18 protein-coding genes are annotated in these 17215 nt (G+C 69.0%); 6 read left to right on the top strand and 12 right to left on the bottom strand.

Annotation, left to right across the window (positions count from 1 at the left end; translation table 11 throughout):
- Window position 1: 1 nt before the first annotated feature.
- Together ABD768_RS32120 and ABD768_RS32115 are read left to right on the top strand one after the other, a co-directional pair.
- Window positions 2-1009, top strand: coding sequence for an SLAC1 family transporter (locus ABD768_RS32120; protein WP_343965287.1), 1008 nt, complete (start codon window positions 2-4; stop codon window positions 1007-1009).
- A complete protein-coding gene (locus ABD768_RS32115) occupies window positions 1006-1668 on the top strand; it encodes a hypothetical protein (RefSeq protein ID WP_344846874.1) in 663 nt (220 codons plus the stop codon). Before ABD768_RS32120 ends, ABD768_RS32115 begins: the two co-directional genes overlap by 4 nt.
- 60 nt (window positions 1669-1728) lie before the next feature.
- On the opposite strand, the gene ABD768_RS32110 is transcribed toward ABD768_RS32115, so the two are convergent.
- Window positions 1729-2919: an epoxide hydrolase family protein gene (locus ABD768_RS32110; RefSeq protein WP_344846872.1), complete on the bottom strand. Its 1191-nt coding sequence runs from the start codon at window positions 2917-2919 to the stop codon at window positions 1729-1731.
- A gap of 219 nt (window positions 2920-3138) precedes the next feature.
- Here ABD768_RS32110 and ABD768_RS32105 point away from each other — a divergent pair, with 219 nt between their 5' ends.
- On the top strand, window positions 3139-3591 hold the full coding sequence (locus ABD768_RS32105; protein ID WP_344846870.1) for a hypothetical protein: 453 nt from the start codon (window positions 3139-3141) through the stop codon (window positions 3589-3591).
- Here ABD768_RS32105 and ABD768_RS32100 read toward each other — a convergent pair.
- The 11 genes from ABD768_RS32100 to ABD768_RS32050 form a co-directional block, all read right to left on the bottom strand.
- Entirely contained in the window at window positions 3588-4121 is a 534-nt protein-coding gene (locus ABD768_RS32100; RefSeq protein ID WP_344846868.1) for a hypothetical protein, read from the bottom strand. The genes ABD768_RS32105 and ABD768_RS32100 overlap by 4 nt on opposite strands.
- A gap of 59 nt (window positions 4122-4180) precedes the next feature.
- Complete coding sequence (locus tag ABD768_RS32095) at window positions 4181-4597, bottom strand: hypothetical protein (RefSeq protein WP_344846866.1); 417 nt, start codon at window positions 4595-4597, stop codon at window positions 4181-4183.
- Window positions 4594-5973 carry a DUF4331 domain-containing protein gene (locus tag ABD768_RS32090; RefSeq protein WP_344846864.1) on the bottom strand — a complete coding sequence of 460 codons (1380 nt, stop codon included), beginning with the start codon at window positions 5971-5973 and terminating at the stop codon, window positions 4594-4596. The genes ABD768_RS32095 and ABD768_RS32090 overlap by 4 nt, the downstream gene beginning before the upstream one ends.
- A gap of 10 nt (window positions 5974-5983) precedes the next feature.
- The gene (locus ABD768_RS32085; protein ID WP_343965301.1) at window positions 5984-6256 is read right to left on the bottom strand and encodes a twin-arginine translocation signal domain-containing protein; all 273 of its coding nucleotides are present in this window, start codon (window positions 6254-6256) and stop codon (window positions 5984-5986) included.
- 151 nt (window positions 6257-6407) lie between these two features.
- Window positions 6408-7790 (bottom strand): serine/threonine-protein kinase, encoded by a 1383-nt coding sequence (locus tag ABD768_RS32080; RefSeq protein ID WP_344846862.1) that lies wholly within the window; start codon window positions 7788-7790, stop codon window positions 6408-6410.
- Window positions 7791-7837: 47 nt separating this feature from the next.
- A complete protein-coding gene (locus ABD768_RS32075; protein ID WP_344846860.1) occupies window positions 7838-8380 on the bottom strand; it encodes an EF-hand domain-containing protein in 543 nt (180 codons plus the stop codon).
- Window positions 8381-8455: 75 nt separating this feature from the next.
- Complete coding sequence (locus ABD768_RS32070; protein WP_344846858.1) at window positions 8456-8869, bottom strand: hypothetical protein; 414 nt, start codon at window positions 8867-8869, stop codon at window positions 8456-8458.
- A gap of 138 nt (window positions 8870-9007) precedes the next feature.
- A complete protein-coding gene (locus tag ABD768_RS32065) occupies window positions 9008-9736 on the bottom strand; it encodes a GAF and ANTAR domain-containing protein (RefSeq protein WP_343965308.1) in 729 nt (242 codons plus the stop codon).
- Between the two features lie 42 nt (window positions 9737-9778).
- Complete coding sequence (locus tag ABD768_RS32060; RefSeq protein ID WP_343965310.1) at window positions 9779-10510, bottom strand: ANTAR domain-containing protein; 732 nt, start codon at window positions 10508-10510, stop codon at window positions 9779-9781.
- Between the two features lie 137 nt (window positions 10511-10647).
- Window positions 10648-11775 carry a heavy-metal-associated domain-containing protein gene (locus ABD768_RS32055; protein WP_344846856.1) on the bottom strand — a complete coding sequence of 376 codons (1128 nt, stop codon included), beginning with the start codon at window positions 11773-11775 and terminating at the stop codon, window positions 10648-10650.
- Between the two features lie 26 nt (window positions 11776-11801).
- Complete coding sequence (locus ABD768_RS32050) at window positions 11802-12863, bottom strand: acyltransferase family protein (protein ID WP_344846854.1); 1062 nt, start codon at window positions 12861-12863, stop codon at window positions 11802-11804.
- A gap of 172 nt (window positions 12864-13035) precedes the next feature.
- Between ABD768_RS32050 and ligA the strand changes: the two genes are divergently transcribed.
- The 3 genes from ligA (at window position 13036) to ABD768_RS32035 (ending at window position 16952) form a co-directional block, all read left to right on the top strand.
- Window positions 13036-15033, top strand: a complete 1998-nt coding sequence (ligA, locus tag ABD768_RS32045; protein ID WP_344846852.1) for an NAD-dependent DNA ligase LigA — start codon at window positions 13036-13038, stop codon at window positions 15031-15033.
- 202 nt (window positions 15034-15235) lie between these two features.
- Entirely contained in the window at window positions 15236-15901 is a 666-nt protein-coding gene (locus ABD768_RS32040) for a response regulator transcription factor (RefSeq protein WP_344846850.1), read from the top strand.
- Window positions 15873-16952: a sensor histidine kinase gene (locus ABD768_RS32035; RefSeq protein ID WP_344846848.1), complete on the top strand. Its 1080-nt coding sequence runs from the start codon at window positions 15873-15875 to the stop codon at window positions 16950-16952. Before ABD768_RS32040 ends, ABD768_RS32035 begins: the two co-directional genes overlap by 29 nt.
- The last annotated feature ends 263 nt before the right edge of the window (window positions 16953-17215 follow it).

Genomic DNA, 17215 nt, shown 5'->3' with positions numbered 1-17215 from the left:
CATGACCACCACCAAAGTGCCTTCTTCGGCAGTACCGACTGCACCCACCGGAAGACCGACGGGGTGGGGAGTGCCGATCGCCCTGTTCTCGATTCCGCTCGGCCTCGCCGGGCTGGGCGGCGCCTGGCAAGCCGCGGCTCAACTCCTCGGGGCGCCGGGCCTGGCGGCCGACCTCGCCTACGCGGCCGCCACCGTCGTCTGGCTGTGCTTCAGTGTGATCTATTGCGTGAGCGCGCTCCGGCACGACCTGGGCAGATTCCACCTGGATCTGCGGCATCCGTTGTTCGGTCCGCTGACCGCCTATATCCCGGTGATCGCGATCCTGCTGATCGCGCACTACGCCCCCGACCTCGGTGCGGCGGCGCGCTGGCTGACCTTCGCCGCGGTGGCCGCGCTGGCGATCAACGCCGCCGCGCTGGTGGCCCACTGGCTGAACGCTCCGCTCGACGCGGACGCGCTGCACCCGGGCTACTTCCTGCCGGTCGTCGCCGGTCCGTTCATCGCCGGCATCGGGCTGGCCGCCGTCGCCGAGATGTCCGTCGCCGTTGCCGTGTTCGGCATCGGCATCTACTTCTGGCTGCTCCTCGGAGCCGTCATCACCGGTCGGCTGTTCTTCGGCTCGGCACTCCCCCAGCCCTTCAAGCCGGTGCTGTCCATCCTGCTCTCACCGCCTGCCACGGCGAGCCTGGCCTGGTTCGCGATCAAGCCCGGACAGCTCGACCAGGTGCAGGCAGCGATCGGGGGCATCACCTTGTTCACCCTGCTGATCCAGCTGTTCTTCCTGCCCGACTACCTGCGGCTGCCGTTCAGCTCCCAGCACTGGGTCTTTACCTTCCCCCTCGCCGTCCTGGGCAACCTCGGCGTCCGCTGGACCGCCGCCCTCGACTTCACCGGCTGGCGGCCGGTCGCCTGGACGATCCTGGCCTTCTCCACCGCGGCGATCCTCGCCATCCTCGGCGGCACCCTGCGCGATCTCGTCCGGAAACTCACCGCGGGCAGGTCAGCGTGACGCCACCGCGGTCCCTGACCGAGGTCGAAGGGCTCGGGTCACCGCACGTCCAGTTCCTCACCACCGAACACTGGAGTCTGCTGGCCACCCGGAGCATGACCTGGAGCGAGATCTTCAGCCGGACCGGCACCTACCTCACCGTACTGTCGGCCACCGTCATCGCCTTGTCGCTGGTGGCCAACGCCAGCGGCTTCGGATCGGCCTTCCTGACCTTCGCGTTGCTGGTGCTGCCGGTCACCCTGCTGATCGGCCTGGGCACGTACTTCCGGCTGATCGAGGCAGATGTCGAAGACTCCTGGCTGGTGATCGGGATGAACCGGCTGCGGCACGCCTACCTCGAACTCGCACCGGAGCTCGAGCCGTACTTCGTCGCCGGCCACCACGACGATCCGCCGGGCATCATGACCACCTACAGCTTCCGCAACCGGGTCGGCCTTTCGCACTGGCTCTCGGGGTCGCCCGTCGTGGTCGGCATCATCGACGCGGTGGTGGTCGGCGTACTGGCCGCGGTGATCTGTGAAGCCGCCGGCGGCGAGGCCGTACTTCGTACCGTGGTCGGCGTTCTGGCCGCTGCCGCCGCCACCGTGCTGCTGGGTGTTCTGGGCTACCGGAAGATCCGCGAGGTGACCCGCGACTACGAGCCGCGCTTCCCGGGCTGACCTGCTGGCAGGAAGAAGCCGATCGAGGGACTTGCCTCGATCGGCTTCTCTTCGTTGGGATCAGGGCTGTTGCATCGGCCGGAAGGCGGCCCGTACTTCGGTAGCGAACAGCTCAGGCTCCTCCCAGGCGGCGAAGTGGCCGCCGCTGCCGGCCTCGTTGAAGTACTCCAGGCCGGGATACACCGTCTCGGCCCAGCTGCGTGGCGCGGCCCAGATCTCACCGGGGAAGGTGGTGAAGCCGACCGGAACCTGGACGGGTGGCGGGGTGTGACCGGCTGCCGCTGCGAGGAACTGTCCGAACTCCCAGTACCAGCGGGCGGCCGAGGCGCCGGTACCGGTCAGCCAGTACAGCATGATGTTGTCGACGATGGTGTCCCTGGTGAGGCCGCCGGTCGGCTGCTTGTCGATGAACGCCTGGGACATCTTGTAGTAGCTGTCGGTGTCGTGGTCGAGCATCCAGGCCGCCAGCCCGATCGGGCTGTCCAGCAAGGAGTATCCGATCGTCTGCGGGCGGGTCGACTGCTCGAGGAAGTACCCGAAGCCGGTCGCCGTGAAGGTCGCGAGCGCCGCATGCGCCGCGCGCTCCTGCTCGGTCTCGGCCGGCAACTGGTCGACGATGCCCAGGGCTGTCGCGAGCAGATTGACGTGGATGCCGAGCAGTCCTTCAGGTCCCATCCGGCCCATCGCGTCCGTGACCGCGGCGCCGACGTCGCCGCCCTGGGCGACGTACCGGGTGTAGCCGAGCCTCTTCATCAGCTCCGCCCAGGCGTGCGCGATCCGGCCGTTCTCCCAGCCGAGTTCGGCCGGCTCGCCGGACAGGCCGTAGCCCGGCAGCGACGGCAGTACCAGATGGAACGCATCCTCGGCCCGGCCGCCGTACGCGGTCGGATCGGTGAGCGGACCGATCACTCCGAGCAGCTCGACGACCGAGCCGGGCCAGCCATGCGTCATGATCAGCGGCAGGGCGTTCTCGTGCGGCGACCGGACGTGGACGAAGTGGATCTCGACGCCGTCGACGTCGGTCGTGTACTGCGGCACCGCGTTCAGTCTCGCCTCGAACGCGCGCCAGTCGTGATCGGTGGTCCAGTAGCGGGCCAGCTCCTGGACCGTCGCCAGCTGCACACCCTGGGACCGATCCGTGACCAGCTCGCGGCTCGGCCAGCGAGTGGCGGCGATCCGGTCGTGCAGGTCGGTGATCGCTTCTTGCGGCATCGCGAGCCGGAAGGGACGGATTGCGTTTTCGTCGGGCATGGTTCCACCTGCCGGGGAGGTTCGGCCGGCGCGGGCTGCGCCGGGTCAGTCCGCTCAGCGTCGCGCGCCCCCTCGCCCTTCGCGCCAGTGTGATCCCCGGCCCACGCCCGGGTCCCCCTTGCGAGGAGCTCGTCGCCCTCTCCCCCGTGTACGTTGACCACCCGACCCTCCACCAACAACGGAACGCTGACACCGATGAGAGAAGACTGGTTACGGCCCATGTCCGGCGTCGAAACGCTCTCGGTGCCGGTCCGCCGGGTTCGCCGGGTGTTCTATCTGACCGGCACCGCGCTGTTCGGCGGCTTGGTCGGATACCTGGTCGCCGCCGGCAGCAACGACGACTACGTGCGGCTTGGCTTCCACATCGGCGTGGCAGGGCTGGCCGTCTATGCGTTCGAGGCGGTGCGGTTGTACTACGGGATCCTCACCGGGCGGTCGAGGCTGACCATCGGTCCGCGGGGCATCGCGTTGGGAGAGCGGCGGATCGACTGGGCGGAGATCCAGGACGTCACGCTGCGGCCGGCCTCACCTGTGTTGCGGTATCTCGCGTTCGGGCCGCCGTCGGTGCGGATCCAAGGGCCTAAGGCGTCTCAGCGGATCGACGTCACTCGGGATCATGTCAAGGATCTCGAAGGCTTTGCCGCCTGGCTGGAGAGCGTCCGGCAGCGCTAGGAGCAGCGGCCGGGGCGGAGGGTGTGGCGGGGGCCCATCTCGCGGGCGTAGTGGCGGAGGCCGGAGCGGTACTCGACGCGGATGCCGGTCAGGCGGGCTTCGGCGAGCGGGTCGGGGCGATGGACGTGCACGATCAGTCTGGTGTCGGCGGACTTCTGGAGTTGGGCGCCGACGGCGAGGGCCGGGGCGCCGTTCTCGCCGTCGAAGGGGCCGTTGCCGAAGGCCCAGCCGGTCTTGCTGCCGCTCGACGACCCGGCGCTCACGGGCACCAGCAACGCACCGTCGTCCTCGACGCCGTCGGGGCCGATGACCGAGACGGCGGTGATCGTGATCGGGTCGGAGCCGGTGTTCCTCAGCGGCAGGTTGCCGATGGTCGCGTCGGCGGTTTCGCCGACGCTCAGGCAGACGGCGTCGCCGAGTACGTTGCCGCTCAGTGGGCCGCCGTCGTGGCGTAAGGCGAAGTACCAGACTCCTACCCCGACGACCAGGGCCCCCGCGGCGATACCGGCGACCAAAGTTCTAGCACCCATCTGATCCCCCGGTTCATTGCGTGCTTGTGGTCAGACGGTATCGCCTGCGGGGGTCCGGGTCAGGTCGGCCAGTCGGCTTCTGTGACGTGTCCGCCGGCTACTTCGACGGTCAGCTGCACGGGGCCGTCGGGCAGCAGGTACAGCTCGTAGCTGCCCTCCGGTACGTCGAAGAAGACTGCCGAGTGGACCAGCGAGCCGTCCGGAGATGGCCGCGGGACAACGGCCACATGCGGAAATCCGGCTCCATGGCCATGACCGTGCCCATGGCCGTGTTCAGCGCCATGGTCGTGACCGTGCTGATGGCTGTGGCCGGGTGCGACCATGTTCTCCGCCGTCCAGCCGATCGGGCGGCGTTCGATCTCGGCGTCGTCCAGGGCGGCCGGCATCGTCAGGACGATCGCGCCGACGCCGTCACCGATGTCGAGCAGGACCGAAGAGCCCTTGCCCGCGTGGGGATTCTCCTCCGCGTTGCTCATGACGCGGCCGGTACGCCCGGCTTGCTCTGGTAGCCGCCACCCGGCGTACCGAGGTACGGGAACACCTTGAGGTAGTCGGAGTTGGTGTTCGACGTCCCGTCCTTGACCGCCGACGCGGCCCCGTCCGGGGTGAACGACGGGTCGACCAACGGGATCGTCAGCCCCGCGACCGCCCGGATCTCGACCGTGACGACATCGTCGAAAACCCTGCGCCCGTTCGGGAAACCGGCCGCGTCACCGGCCACCAGCCCGAGCGGATTCGGCGACTTCGACGGCGGTACGGCGAGGTTCAGCCGCAGCATGTCCGCCTGCACCGGCCCGGTGTAGTTCTGGAACCCCGGTACGACGCCCTTCGGGATCCCGGTCAGCAGAATCGCCGCCAGATCCGCCCGCGGCTTCTTGTACGCCGCCAGGTTCGGGAAGACGCCTGGGTAGAGGACCGGCAGCAACCCAGCCAGCTCGGGCTTGGTCACGTACTGCGCGTACTTCTTGTCCTCCGACGGCGGCCGGCTGTTCCACTTGTCCTTCTCGGCCATCGGCACGATGACCTCGTTGAACAACGGGTTGCCCAGCCGCGACACCTGCTTGTGCGGACCGTGCCAGTGCGAGATCCCGAGCAGCTCGTCGAAGATCTTCGACTGCTGGCGACTCGCGGTCGCGTAGACACCGATGACGGACTTTGCATCCATCACGTCGGTCGGCTTCTTGCCGTCGCGGGTCAGATCCGAGATCGGCACCTGCAGCGCGATCGTGTGCACGTTCGAGCCCTGCAGCCCGTTGACGCCGACGGCGGCCGCCGACGGGATCAGGTGCGCCGCCTGGAACGGACGCAGCGTGCCGAGGTCGAAGATCGACCCGAGGTCCGCGAAGAACCCGTCGGCGCGCTGGCCGGCGAACACCTTGCGGTCCTTGCCGATCGTGTGGATCGCCTCGCCCGCGAGCTTGGCGTAGTTCGGCGTACTGCGCACGCCCACGTTCACCGGCGGCGCGGCCAGGTCGCGCGCCAGGATCCGCGACCGGCCGTGCTCGACCCGGGTGACCGAGTAGTACTGCGGCCGGTTCCAGGTCTTGTCCTTGATCGACGTGATCGGACCGGTGTTGTAAAGGAACGTCTTCTTGTTCCGGATCTCGGCGTGGAAGCGGAACTGGTAGCTGATGTCCGCCTTGCCGGTCCCGGAGTTGGAGATGTGGATCTGGTAGAGCACGTCGTCGCCGAACTCGTAGAAGTTCGGCCCGCCGAACGGGTTCTGGAACGGGATGAAGTTGGCGATCAGGGTGACCGTGTCCGGCTTGTCCGGGCTGACGAACGCGTAGACGTCGGTGTTGTCGGCGACCGGGTCCTTTGAGATCTCCGGTGCTTCGCGATGCGATGACATGTCCCGCTCCTCAGGCCGTGGTCACGCCGGCCAGCCGGGTGGCCAGCTCGCGATCGATGATCGAAACCTCGCGCTCGCCGACCAGGATGGTCAGCTCGCCCAACTTCACGTCCTTGACGTGGACGACGAACGACTCGGCGTTCGCCAGGTCGGCCGCCTCCAGCTGGGGCGCGGCGTCGGCGGGCTGGTCGCCGAAGATCTTCGGCGCCGCGACCGCGCCGACCGCGGCTGCCGTCCCCGCCCCCGCGAAGACCAGAAAGCCGCGACGTGTTGCGTCACTCATGACTGTCCCTTCCCTCGTGTCTGCCCTCACATGCGAATCAGTCGCATGTGCCGTGATCTGGATCACAGGTTGCAGTCGAGGGACATTCGGCGCTGCCCGGCGGCCGGATGGGTGCCTTCCGCCGGCAGATGGGCCGCGTGTGCCTTCGGCGCTACCCCTTGGCCGGCGGGGTGGCCGACGACGGCGGAGGCGTCGAGGGGTTCTCGGGTGGCGGCGTGCTCGAAGGGGCGGTCGTCGGCGCGGACGTGGCCGGGGTGGTGGGTGCGGTGCTCTGCGGCGGCTTGGTCGACGTAGGCGTCTGCGTCGGCGCGGTTGTCGTCGGCGTACCGGAGGACGGCGGCGGTGTGGGCGTGTTCTGGCTGGACGGGGTCTGCGACGGCTTGGCCGTCGTGCTCTGCGTCGACTGGTTCGTGGTGCGGGTCTGGCCCGGTCCCGAGGTCGACGGGTTGGCGGGTGCGGTCGGCGTACCGGAGGTGACGCCTGGGCCGGGGCCGACGTTGTTCGTCTCCGGCAGTTGGGGATCGTTGTTGTTGAGCAGGACTACGGCCAGTACTGCGGCCGCGGCGGCGAGGAGCGCGATCCCGCCCGCCAGCAAAGCCTTCTGCCGCGTCTGCCAACCCGAGGGCGGTGGCGGCGCCGGTGTGACCGGAACAAGCGGTGTCGTCTCGACCGGAACCACCGCGGCACGAACCGTCGGTGCGACGGCTGGGGCGACCATCGCCGCGGTCGCAAGGGCTGGCGTACGGAGGAAGCCGGCCGCGATCTCCTCGGCGGTCGGGCGTTCGGCGGGCTCCTTGGCGAGCATCCGGAACAACGCGGTCTCGAAGGCGCCCGCGAGCTCGGGCCGGGTCGCGCTCGGCAGCGCCGGCTCGGCGTCCACGTGCTGGTAGAGAATCGCGGCCGGGTGCTCGCCCGCGAACGGCGGCTGACCGGTGAGCAGCTGGTAGAGCACACAGCCGAGCGAGTACACGTCCGACGGGGTGCCGGCCTGTCCACCGCGAGCCCGCTCCGGCGCCAGGTAGAGCGCGCTGCCGATCAGCTGCCCGGTGGCGGTCAAGGCGGTCGCTTCATCGGCCCGATGCGCGATCCCGAAGTCCGCGACCTTCACCGTTCCGTCGGGTGTCAGCAGCAGGTTGCCCGGCTTGACGTCGCGATGCACCACGCCCTCGCGATGCGCCGCGGCCAGTCCCAGCGCGGCCTGCTCGATGATGCCGATCGCGCGATCCTTCGGCAACGGTCCGTATTCGGCCAGCTCACCGGCCACCGTCCGCCCGTCGACCAGCTCCATCACCAGGAAGAACTCGTTGCCGTGCTGGCCGAAGTCGTAGACCGCGACCACATGCGGATCGTTGAGCTGAGCCGCCGCCCGGGCCTCCCGATGAAAGCGCTCCACCGCGCTCGGATCGCGATCGGACGGTAGCATCAGCTTGACCGCGACCGGCCGCCCCAACTGCTCGTCGACGGCACGGAACACCTCCCCCATTCCGCCACGCCCGAGGGAAGTACCAAGTCTGTATCGCTCCGCTACCAGCACTCACCCATCCGTACCCCACGACGCAAACCCCAACCGGGCAACCGTCGCTAACTGGTCTGGTACGGACCGAACATCCACTGGGAAGGGGACGCGGGGTCGTCGCCGCGCCAGAAGCCGGACCACAGTTCGCGGAACTCGTCGCGGGACAGGTGGCCGTCGCCGTTGAGGTCGAGCTTCGGGAACACCTCCTCGGCACCGTCGGCGGAGCCCTTCCAGGCGTACACGACCTGCTGGTGCTCCGCCGCCGCGATCCGGTCGTCGCCGTTCTCGTCGATCGCGTCGAACATCGCCTCCGCCGTCGCGTAGACGGCGTCGTCCATCGCCGGCAGCTGATCGACCACCGTCATCAGCTCGTCCAGCGACACCTTGTCGTCGTGGTCGGCGTCGGACATCGTCGAGATCGCCGACCACCAACCCATCATGATCGCGCGCATCCGCTCGTGGTCCTCGGTCCCCGGCTGCCAGCCGCGGATCCCGACCCAGCGCTGGGTCAGCGCCTCGAAATCGGACTCCTCGAGAAAGCCGTTCCGGTCGGCATCCATCGCCTCGAACACCCCGGCCACCTTGCGCCGCTGAAACTCACTGGCCATTCGCCCGCCCCTTTGCGCCACACCTCGATCACACCCCGTGACCGACCCCAGTGTGTGACCGCGGTGACCGGCTGGCTACCCCGAACTATTCCGGCTCTCCACCGAATCTTTTCCGCTGAGGATCTGCGTCACGGTCGCCGCCGGTACTTCGAGGAGGAAGGCCACCCCGTGCTCGTTCAGCCTGCCCCAGGTGGTCAGCGCCAGCGCGAGCTCTTCGAGCTGTTCAGGCCCCGAAGGCCGCGGATCGCAATGGAAGTACAGGCGCTGGGCGAGTTCCTGCCGAATCCCGGTCGCGGACAGCCCATGCGGTAGCGATGCGGGGTGGGCCGCGCAGACGACCGCCGAGACGGACTCTTCCGCCCGCCGCTGGTCGCCGGTCAGCACGAGCGCCAGTGACAGCAGGCCGACCCCGTGCTGCTGGAAGAGGATCGCGGCTGCGGAGCACCGCTGACCGACCAGGCTTCCATGCCCGGAATGGGTCTTCAACATAACGCCCTGCCCCCTGGAATCGACACTCGCTGAGTGCCGCCGGGGTCTTGGGCAGCAGTTCGGAACGATCGGATGAACCGGTCCCCCCGGTCCACACCTCAGTGTGCGCTCAATATCTCCTCACGTACAGCGACGCCGTCAGTTCTGACCGTGGTTCAGCAGTTCGGCCTCGACCGTTCCGTCGATGACGGCCGCCGCGACGGTGGCCAGCGGTCGCTGGTTGCGGCGGGCGTACGCGCGCATCAGGGTGAACGCCTCGTCGACGGTGACACCGGCCCGCTCGGACAGGATCCCCTTGGCCTGCTCGAGCACGATCCGGCTGTTCAGGGCCGATTGGAGCTGCTCGGCCAGCAACTGGCCCTGCCGGACGGCACGCTCCTGCAGCAGTCCGACGGTGGCGATGTCGCACAGCGCCTGCGCAAGCTTCACCTCGGTCGGCCGTAGGGTTGCGGGCTCGCGGCAGAACAGGTTCAGGACGCCGACGACCTGACCGCGCAACCGCAGCGGCAGCGCATGAGTACGCCGGAAACCCAGCTCGGTCAGCGCCGCATGGAACCTCGGCCATCGCTGCTTCGCCTCGTCGGGGCCGACATTCACCACCGGCTGGCCGATCGAGTAGCAGTCCAGGCACGGGCCCTCGTCGTTCTGCAGGGCGAACAGCTCGAGAACCCGGGCCTCGGTGGTGGTCGAGGCCATCACCTGCAGGATGCCCCGGTGATCGGCCAGGATCAGGCCGGCCGCGTCGGCCGGCAGCAGTTCGACGCTCCGCTCGCACAGCGTGTGCATGAGGTCGATGACATCGAAGTCGTCGACGAGTGTGTCGGCGAGCTCCACGAATACTTCGGCGAGGCGCTGTTCCCTGCTCATCGCGTGCTGCCTTTCCGGACCCGCTGGGACCGTTTGTCGATGTCATTCATCATGCTCGTCCTCGGGGTGAAAGGTCACCCGATGGGCGACCACGTCTGCCGCGAGTTCCCGCAGTGGCCTCCCGTCGGCGTACGCGCGGGCCCGCAACAGCAGGAGGGCCTCGTCGAGACCCACCGACGCCTGGACGGTGACGATGCCGGTGGCCTGATGGATCTCCCGGTGGTCGTCGGCCGCGTCGACGAGGTCCGGATGGAGATCGCCCGGCGACGTGGCGTGCTGCAGATCCAGCAGGATCGACGACGCGGCCGCCGCATAGTCGAGCGCTTCTTTGAGTTGCAGTGCTTCCAGCGGTCCCGGCGTATCGCGGTACAGGTCGAGTACGCCGAGCCGGATGGCGCCGATCTGCAGCGGGAAGGCGAAGACGGCGGCAACCCCGGCCGCGAGCGCACCGGGGACGAAGCCCGGCCAGCGGGCGGTCTCCTCGGTCAGGTCGGGCAGTAGGACCGGCCGGCGTTCGTGGAAGGCGTTCAGACACGGTCCCTCGCCCAGGGTCTGCTGCAGGTCCTCGAGGACCGCTGCCGGTCCGTCCGTCGAGGCCAGCGTGCCGCCGTGGCCGCGTGCGGTCATCAGTGCGACTCCTGCTCCCGTGATCGGTACGGCGCTGACCGCCGACGCGCACAACCTGGTCCAGACCGTGGCCCCATGCGCGGTCCGGTCCGGCTGGTCGAAGGCGAGCACCTCGAGGAGGATCTGCCGCACACGGAGCGAAGCCACTGCCTGAGTCCTGTCCCGGCCGGTACTCGCGCGCCCAAACAAGGAGGACCACGGTTGCGCAGTCTCGACGTCGCAGCCCCCACGATGCCTGGCTCAGGCGCGTTTGGGAATCCTGCCGCGCCGCGTCTCGGTCCCGATCAGGACGCAACCGCCGTGATCACCGTGTAGCCGCGGTCCCGGATCGCGTCGAAGCAGCGCTCCCGGACGTCGGCCGACGGGAACGCCGCGACCACCCTCTTGGTGTCCAGATCGATCTCCGACACCGTCACCCCGTTGCTCTGCAGCACCTTGGTGATCGTGCTCGTGCAGTGCGAACACGTCATGTCCGGTACTTCGAACACCTCGCCGGCAGGACTGCTCATCGCGACCTCCTGATCACTGTTGATCTCCACCCCGTCGACCAGCCGGGCGAACGTCTCGACGAAGGTGTCGACGACACCGGGCAGCAGCGTGACCCGGCGGCCGTCGACGGTCGCCGGCATGTTCGCGAGACACCGCGGCTGCTCGGTCAGCGACCCGTACTGCCGCAGCAGACCGGCATCCTCGGGATCAGGCGAGGCGATGACCGCGTCCTTCATGGTCCGCAGCATCCTGGTCGTCTCCGCGGTGTACCGGGTTGTCCCGTCGGCCGGCGCGACCGGGATCATGCCGCGCCGGAACGTCGACGACTGCAGCCCCCAGAACCACGTGTTCGCCACCACCGCGAACAGCCCCGAGTCCCGCAGTCCACGAGCGAACTCCCCCGGGGTCCGGTACCGCGTCCGATCGGCCAGATACGCATGCTGCACCAGCGCCCGCGCAGTCGTCTCCAACCCGACGCTGAGGATCTCCACCGGATCCCGATCCGTCGTGGTCGCCGTCATGACGGCGATCTCGGCGGCGTCCAGTTCTTCGACCACCGCGTCGGCCAGGGCCCTCCGATGTACCAGCACGGTCTCCCGCGCAGCGATCGGGACGATCGGGCCGAATCCACCCGGACCGCAGTGGGCGACGTTCAGCACTCCGTCTGTGTCGTGCCACATCACCCGGTGAGTCGCGCTCGTGACCAACTCCGGCGGGCACGGCCGCATCCCGCTCTCGAGATAACTCAGCTGCGCCCTCGTCAGGTGGCTGCCAGGCGCCGGCGTCAGCGGGGTCAGCTCCGGTTCGACCCGGTACGGCGAAGCCGGAAACCAGCGATCCGGCTGCAAGTCGACGTCGGCGAGCACCCGGGCCAGGAGCTGCGCCGCGGCCGACCGATCGTAGTGCGCTACGTCCGGCAGCATGCTCCAATTCTGGGTGAAGCCAACTGTCAGTGCGCTGCGCTACTGCGTGTCACGGTCCGTATCGCGCGCGGAGCTGTGATGGGCAGTTCGAAGAGCGACTTCGGCAGATAGCGGTAGAGGACGAGGCAGAGCCAGGCGAGGAGGCCGGTCAGGGCGACGGGCTCGGCGATGGCCACGATCCACTGAGTCGTCGGACCGGCCGCGGACAGCGGGCCGATCAGCGCCGCGTGGGTCAGCGCCAGCAAGGGCATGTGCATCACATAGATCGGCAGTGTGCGGCTGCCGATGCTCGCCAGCCCCTTGGACAGGCCTTCCCAGCGGGTCACCAGGCCAGCCGCCGTGACCCCCAGGACGATCGCCACCCCGCTCACGACCGGCCAGAGACCGAACCAGGTCTTCGCGTCGAAGACGGCGATGACGGTCAGCAGTACGGCGTACGGTGCTCCGACAAGCAGCAGCCGTCGCCAGCTCGCCCGCGCGGCCAGGTCCTCGATCAGGCTCTTGCCGTAGAGGCCTGCCAGGAAGAAGACCAGGTTCTGGTAGACGCCGGCCCGGTCACCCGGTACAGCGAGCAGGCCCGCCGACGCTGCCGCCGACAAGAGGAACGCCGGGGTGAGGACCGCCCACGCCGGCAACCGGTGCGCCGCTTTGGCGATCACGAAGTACAGGGCGAGAGCGTAGAGGTACCAGAGGTTCGACGGTGTGATCGTCAACTGCGCCAGGAACTTCAACGGACCGTCCGCCCGCTCGGTGCCGAAGTCCGGTACGAACGCCAGTACGACGGTGTGGATCACCAGCCAGACCACGTAGATGTAGTAGAACTTCGCCACCCTGGTGCGAAGGACCACCGGCCACGGGCGCTGGACCGCGCGGACCGCGAAGAAGCCGGACACCGCGAAGAACAAGGGCATCCGGAGCGGCAGCAACTGCTCACCGAGCGTCCCCCACAGCCCCCGCGCCTGCCCGCTGATGTGCCAGTCGATCTGCAGGTAGTGCTTCATCAGGACGTGCCAGAGCACGACCAGCAGAATACACATGCCCTTGGCAACGTCCGCCCAGGCGACCCGCCCCCGCTCCGTCGTCAACATGCTTCAAAACTTAGGGAAACCGGGCCCTCACTCCATCAGGCCCGAGTCGCCACCGACCGTCATCCCGTGGTCGTAGGCAACGATCCGGGCGTCCACCCCGAGGCCGACGGCCGGCCCGGGATCCGCACCGGATCGCGCGTTCTGTCCCCGGCCGCCGGTAGTGTTTCGGCTCGTGGATACAGGGGAGCGGATTCAGGAGCTGGCCGACCGGATCGTCGTGCTGCGGGACGCCTACTACCGGGGGTCTCCGGAGGTGGCCGACGCCGACTACGACGCGGTCGAGGACGAGCTGCGGGCGCTGATCGAGGCGAATCCGGAGCTGGCGCCCGACCCGAATCCGCTGGAGCAGGTCGGAGCGCCCGCGGTGCTGCACGCGCCGATCCGGCACTCGCGGCCGATGCTGTCACTGGAGAAGGCGACCCGGCCTGAGCAGGTGGAGGCCTTCTTCGCTCGCTTCCCGGGGCAGTCGGTCGTGGTCATGCCGAAGCTGGACGGGTTGTCGCTGGCGCTCGTCTACGACGACGGGCGGCTGGCGCGGGCGATCACCCGTGGTGACGGGACGACCGGCGATGACGTGACGCCGCTCGTGCGGGCGCTGGCTGATGGGGTGCCGGAGCGGCTCGACGTACCGGGCCGGATCGAGGTGCGCGGCGAGGCGGTCATGTTGCGCTCGACCTTCGCCGCCTACAACGCCGCTCATCAGGACAAGCCCCTGATCAATCCGCGGAACGCCGCCGCCGGCACCCTGCGCGCCAAGGACCCGGCCACCGTCGCCGAGCGGCGCCTGCAGTTCCTCGCCTTCGACCTGCTCAGTGACGCCGACGACACCGACGCCGATCTGGATCGCGCGCTGCGGACGCTCGGCTTCACCGTCGCGGAGATGCGGCACTGTGATGACGCGGCCGCGGCGCAGGCCGTCATCACCACGATCGAGCAGCAGCGCAACGACCTCGACTACGACCTCGACGGCGCCGTACTACGCCTCGCGGACCGCGACGCCTTCGCCGCCGCCGGCACCCGATCGAGCTCACCGCGCGGTGCCCTGGCCTTCAAGTTCGCCGCCGAGGAGAAGACCACCATCCTGGCCGACGTGGTCTGGGACGTCGGCAAAACCGGCAAGATCGCGCCGGTCGCCTGGCTCGAGCCGGTCTTCGTCGGCGGCACGACGGTCACCCGCGCGACGCTGGCCAACCAGGAGGTCATCCGCGCCCGCGGCATCAAGATCGGCGACACGGTCCTGGTACGCCGCGCAGGCGACGTCATCCCGTTCGTCGCCGGCGTGCTCGATGCCGCCAAGCGCACCGGCGCCGAGCGCGACATCGTGCCCCCGTCGGTCTGCCCGTCCTGCGAGCAGCCGCTGACCGAGCAGGGCAACAGCCGCGAACTGTTCTGCACCAACGTCGCCTGCCCCGCCCAGACAGTCCGCCGCCTGATCCACTGGGCGTCCCGGGCGGCCGCCGACATCGACGCGATCGGCGGCGTCTGGATCGAGCGGCTGGCCGAGGCCGGCATCCTCGAACACCCCTCGGACTTCTACCACTTGACCAAGGAGGGCCTGCTCGAGTTCGACCGGATCGGCGAGGTCTCGGCCACCCGGATGATCGACTCGATCGATGCCAGCCGCCAGGTCGGCCTCCGCCGCGCCCTGATCGGCCTCGCCATCCCGATGGCCTCCGAAGGCACCGCCACCAGAATGTGCCGAGCAGGCTTCGGCTCCCTCGAGGAAGTCGCCGACGCGGGCGTCGACGGTCTAGTCGCGGTCGAGGACATCGGCCCGAAGGTCGCCGCCTCCCTGATCGAGCACCTGGCCCGGCTCCGCCCAGAACTCGAGCGCCTCCGAGCAGCCGGCGTCTCCCTGGACGTCCGCGAGGAAGACCTCCCACCCGTAGTCGCCGCCGGCGCCCCGCTGGCCGGCAAGACCGTGGTCGTCACCGGCTCGATCAGCGACCCCCGCTCCGGCGAGAAGGTCCCCCGCCCCGCCTTCCAGCGCCTCTGCGAGAAGGCCGGCGCCACCATCGCCTCCTCCGTCTCCGCCACCACCGACCTCCTCATCACCGGCGCCGACGTAGGCGCCGCCAAACTCACCAAGGCCGAAAAGCTGGGCGTCACCGTCATCGACCAGTCCGACATCTGGCAACAACTCCAAGAAGCCGACCTGCTCAACCGCTGACCCCCAGCAATCGCTTGATCACCGGCCGGTACGGACGCTGCGTGGCCACCTCCGTACCGGCTGTGGCAGCCGCGCCGACAACGCGCCGTCGTTAGCCAATCTCCACCTAACGGGGCGTGGTCAGCCCTATCGTGAGCGGCGTCGACCCGATAACAATGGGCGACGGGAATGTGAACAACGGTCATCATCCTGAGGGGGCGAGATGACCAAGATCTTGGTTATCGACGACGAACCAGACCTGGTGAAGTTCGTCAAACGGGCACTGGAGACTGACGGGTATCAGGTGCTCACGACGACCAACGGGTTCGACGGTATCCGGCTTGCGCTGACCGAACGACCCGACCTGGTCGTGCTCGACCTGATCATGCCGGGCGTCAACGGTGAGGCGGTGCTGTCCGCGCTGATGGCGCAGGACCCCGGTCTGCGGGTGCTCATCTTGTCGGCGACCGGCGACGTGCAGCTGCGGATCTCCTGCCTCGAGCAGGGCGCGGTCGACTTCCTGGCCAAGCCGTTCGCGGTCCGGGAGCTGATCGCCCGGGTGCGCAGCCGGCTGCGGGAGACCGCCACCATGCGGCGAAGAGACACCCTGCAGGTCGGCAACATCGTGCTCGACCTGCAGGCGCGTCAGCTGCTCGTCGACGGCAAGCCGACAGTGCTGTCACAGCGGGAGTTCCTGCTGCTGCTGCACCTGATGCGCAACGCCAACGCGGTCTGCACCCGCCAGGAGCTGCTCTCCGAAGTGTGGGGCTACGACTTCGATCCAGCCACCAACGTGGTCGACGTCTGTATCGGCCGGCTGCGCGCGAAGTTGCGCCCCGATCTCATCGTGACGGTCCGCAATGTCGGTTATCAGCTCCAGAGCGCGTGAGGCGCTGAGCACGCCGGTCCGGGTTCCGGTACCGCGCCTGCGGACCGGGCTGGCGGTCGACGTCTGCCTGGCCGTCTTCGTCGTGGCGATGATGGGTCTGATGCTCGCGCTGCCCGGACATGAGGCCGCGCCGTTCCACATCATGTTCCTGGCCCTCGCGGTCGCCTACGGCTACCGGGTCTGGCCGGTGGTCCCGACCCTGGCCCTGATCGTCGCGATCACCGTGCCGGGCGGCTGGCTCATGTGGACGCATGCCTCCGAGGGCGTGCTCGCCCGCGCCGAGCTCGCCGAGATCCCGTTGATGCCGGCAGTGCTCGGCGTGATGGTCTGGCACGCCCAGCGCCGGGCCACCGCCCTGCGCCAGGTCGAGGAGATGGCCGCCAAACAGGTCGCCGGCGTGAACCGGGAACGCGAGTTCTTCCGGGACGCCTCGCACGCCATCCGTACGCCGGTGACGATCGCGCGCGGGCACCTGGAGCTCGCCGCGGCCTCCGGGGTCGCACCGGGCACGGCGGAGGACCTGACCGTCGCTCTCACCCAGCTGGAGCGGATGTCGGCCCTGTCGAACCGGCTGCTCGCGCTCGCCCGGCTGGACTCCGGGGTCGCGATCCGCCGGCAGCCGACGGACCTGGGCGAGCTGGTCGGACAGCTCGGCGCCAACTGGTCGGCCGGCGCCGATCGGGCCTGGCGGATCCGCAACGGGGAGACCGGCATCGTCACGGCCGATCCCGAATGGCTCGCCCTGGCCATCGACGCCCTGATCGAGAACGCCGTGCACTTCACCGCCGACGGCGGCGCGATCACCGTGGCCTGCCAGTTGCTCGAAACCTCCTTCGTGATCGCCGTGACGGACTCCGGTCCCGGGATCGACCCCGAGGACCTGCCCGCCATCTTCGACCGGTTCTGGCACCGGATGCCGCCGAACGGCCCGATGGGCAGTGGCCTGGGCCTGTCGATGGCCCGGGCGACCGCCACCGCCCACGGTGGGACTCTCACCGCTCACAACCATCCGCTAGGCGGCGCGGTCTTCGAACTGTCGCTGCCGCGCTGAGCACTCGATGACAGTTCGGTCATCTTCCTTGTCCTCCACGGCATCCGGCCCGCAGCCTGGATGACGACTGCGTACGTCGACGCGCCAGGACGTCCCCCCATTCGTCCCGGCGCCGCGGCTGTCGCCCGTCACCGGCACTCCCCCCTCGCCGTGACAGGACCACCGCGCTTGGCCGACGTACGCAGTGGTACGTCGGCTCAGCCAGCGAGCAGGCGCGGCTACGTCGATTGCGCGATGCAACGAATCCACCCGCTTCCTACCGT

Origin of the sequence: Kribbella ginsengisoli (assembly GCF_039537185.1) — a bacterium.
Taxonomy (GTDB): domain Bacteria; phylum Actinomycetota; class Actinomycetes; order Propionibacteriales; family Kribbellaceae; genus Kribbella; species Kribbella koreensis.
The sequence above is the reverse complement of the archived record's forward strand: the minus strand, read 5'-3'. Positions and strand labels throughout refer to the sequence as shown.

What these genes read in the sequence shown, in the direction of transcription:
- ABD768_RS32120 (WP_343965287.1), top strand. Translation starts at nt 2, where the DNA reads ATGACCACCACCAAAGTGCCTTCTTCGGCAGTACCGACTGCACCCACC.
- ABD768_RS32110 (WP_344846872.1), bottom strand. Translation starts at nt 2,919, where the DNA reads ATGCCCGACGAAAACGCAATCCGTCCCTTCCGGCTCGCGATGCCGCAA.
- ABD768_RS32105 (WP_344846870.1), top strand. Translation starts at nt 3,139, where the DNA reads ATGTCCGGCGTCGAAACGCTCTCGGTGCCGGTCCGCCGGGTTCGCCGG.
- ABD768_RS32100 (WP_344846868.1), bottom strand. Translation starts at nt 4,121, where the DNA reads ATGGGTGCTAGAACTTTGGTCGCCGGTATCGCCGCGGGGGCCCTGGTC.
- ABD768_RS32095 (WP_344846866.1), bottom strand. Translation starts at nt 4,597, where the DNA reads ATGAGCAACGCGGAGGAGAATCCCCACGCGGGCAAGGGCTCTTCGGTC.
- ABD768_RS32090 (WP_344846864.1), bottom strand. Translation starts at nt 5,973, where the DNA reads ATGTCATCGCATCGCGAAGCACCGGAGATCTCAAAGGACCCGGTCGCC.
- ABD768_RS32085 (WP_343965301.1), bottom strand. Translation starts at nt 6,256, where the DNA reads ATGAGTGACGCAACACGTCGCGGCTTTCTGGTCTTCGCGGGGGCGGGG.
- ABD768_RS32075 (WP_344846860.1), bottom strand. Translation starts at nt 8,380, where the DNA reads ATGGCCAGTGAGTTTCAGCGGCGCAAGGTGGCCGGGGTGTTCGAGGCG.
- ABD768_RS32070 (WP_344846858.1), bottom strand. Translation starts at nt 8,869, where the DNA reads ATGTTGAAGACCCATTCCGGGCATGGAAGCCTGGTCGGTCAGCGGTGC.
- ABD768_RS32065 (WP_343965308.1), bottom strand. Translation starts at nt 9,736, where the DNA reads ATGAGCAGGGAACAGCGCCTCGCCGAAGTATTCGTGGAGCTCGCCGAC.
- ABD768_RS32055 (WP_344846856.1), bottom strand. Translation starts at nt 11,775, where the DNA reads ATGCTGCCGGACGTAGCGCACTACGATCGGTCGGCCGCGGCGCAGCTC.
- ABD768_RS32050 (WP_344846854.1), bottom strand. Translation starts at nt 12,863, where the DNA reads ATGTTGACGACGGAGCGGGGGCGGGTCGCCTGGGCGGACGTTGCCAAG.
- ABD768_RS32040 (WP_344846850.1), top strand. Translation starts at nt 15,236, where the DNA reads ATGACCAAGATCTTGGTTATCGACGACGAACCAGACCTGGTGAAGTTC.
- ABD768_RS32035 (WP_344846848.1), top strand. Translation starts at nt 15,873, where the DNA reads ATGTCGGTTATCAGCTCCAGAGCGCGTGAGGCGCTGAGCACGCCGGTC.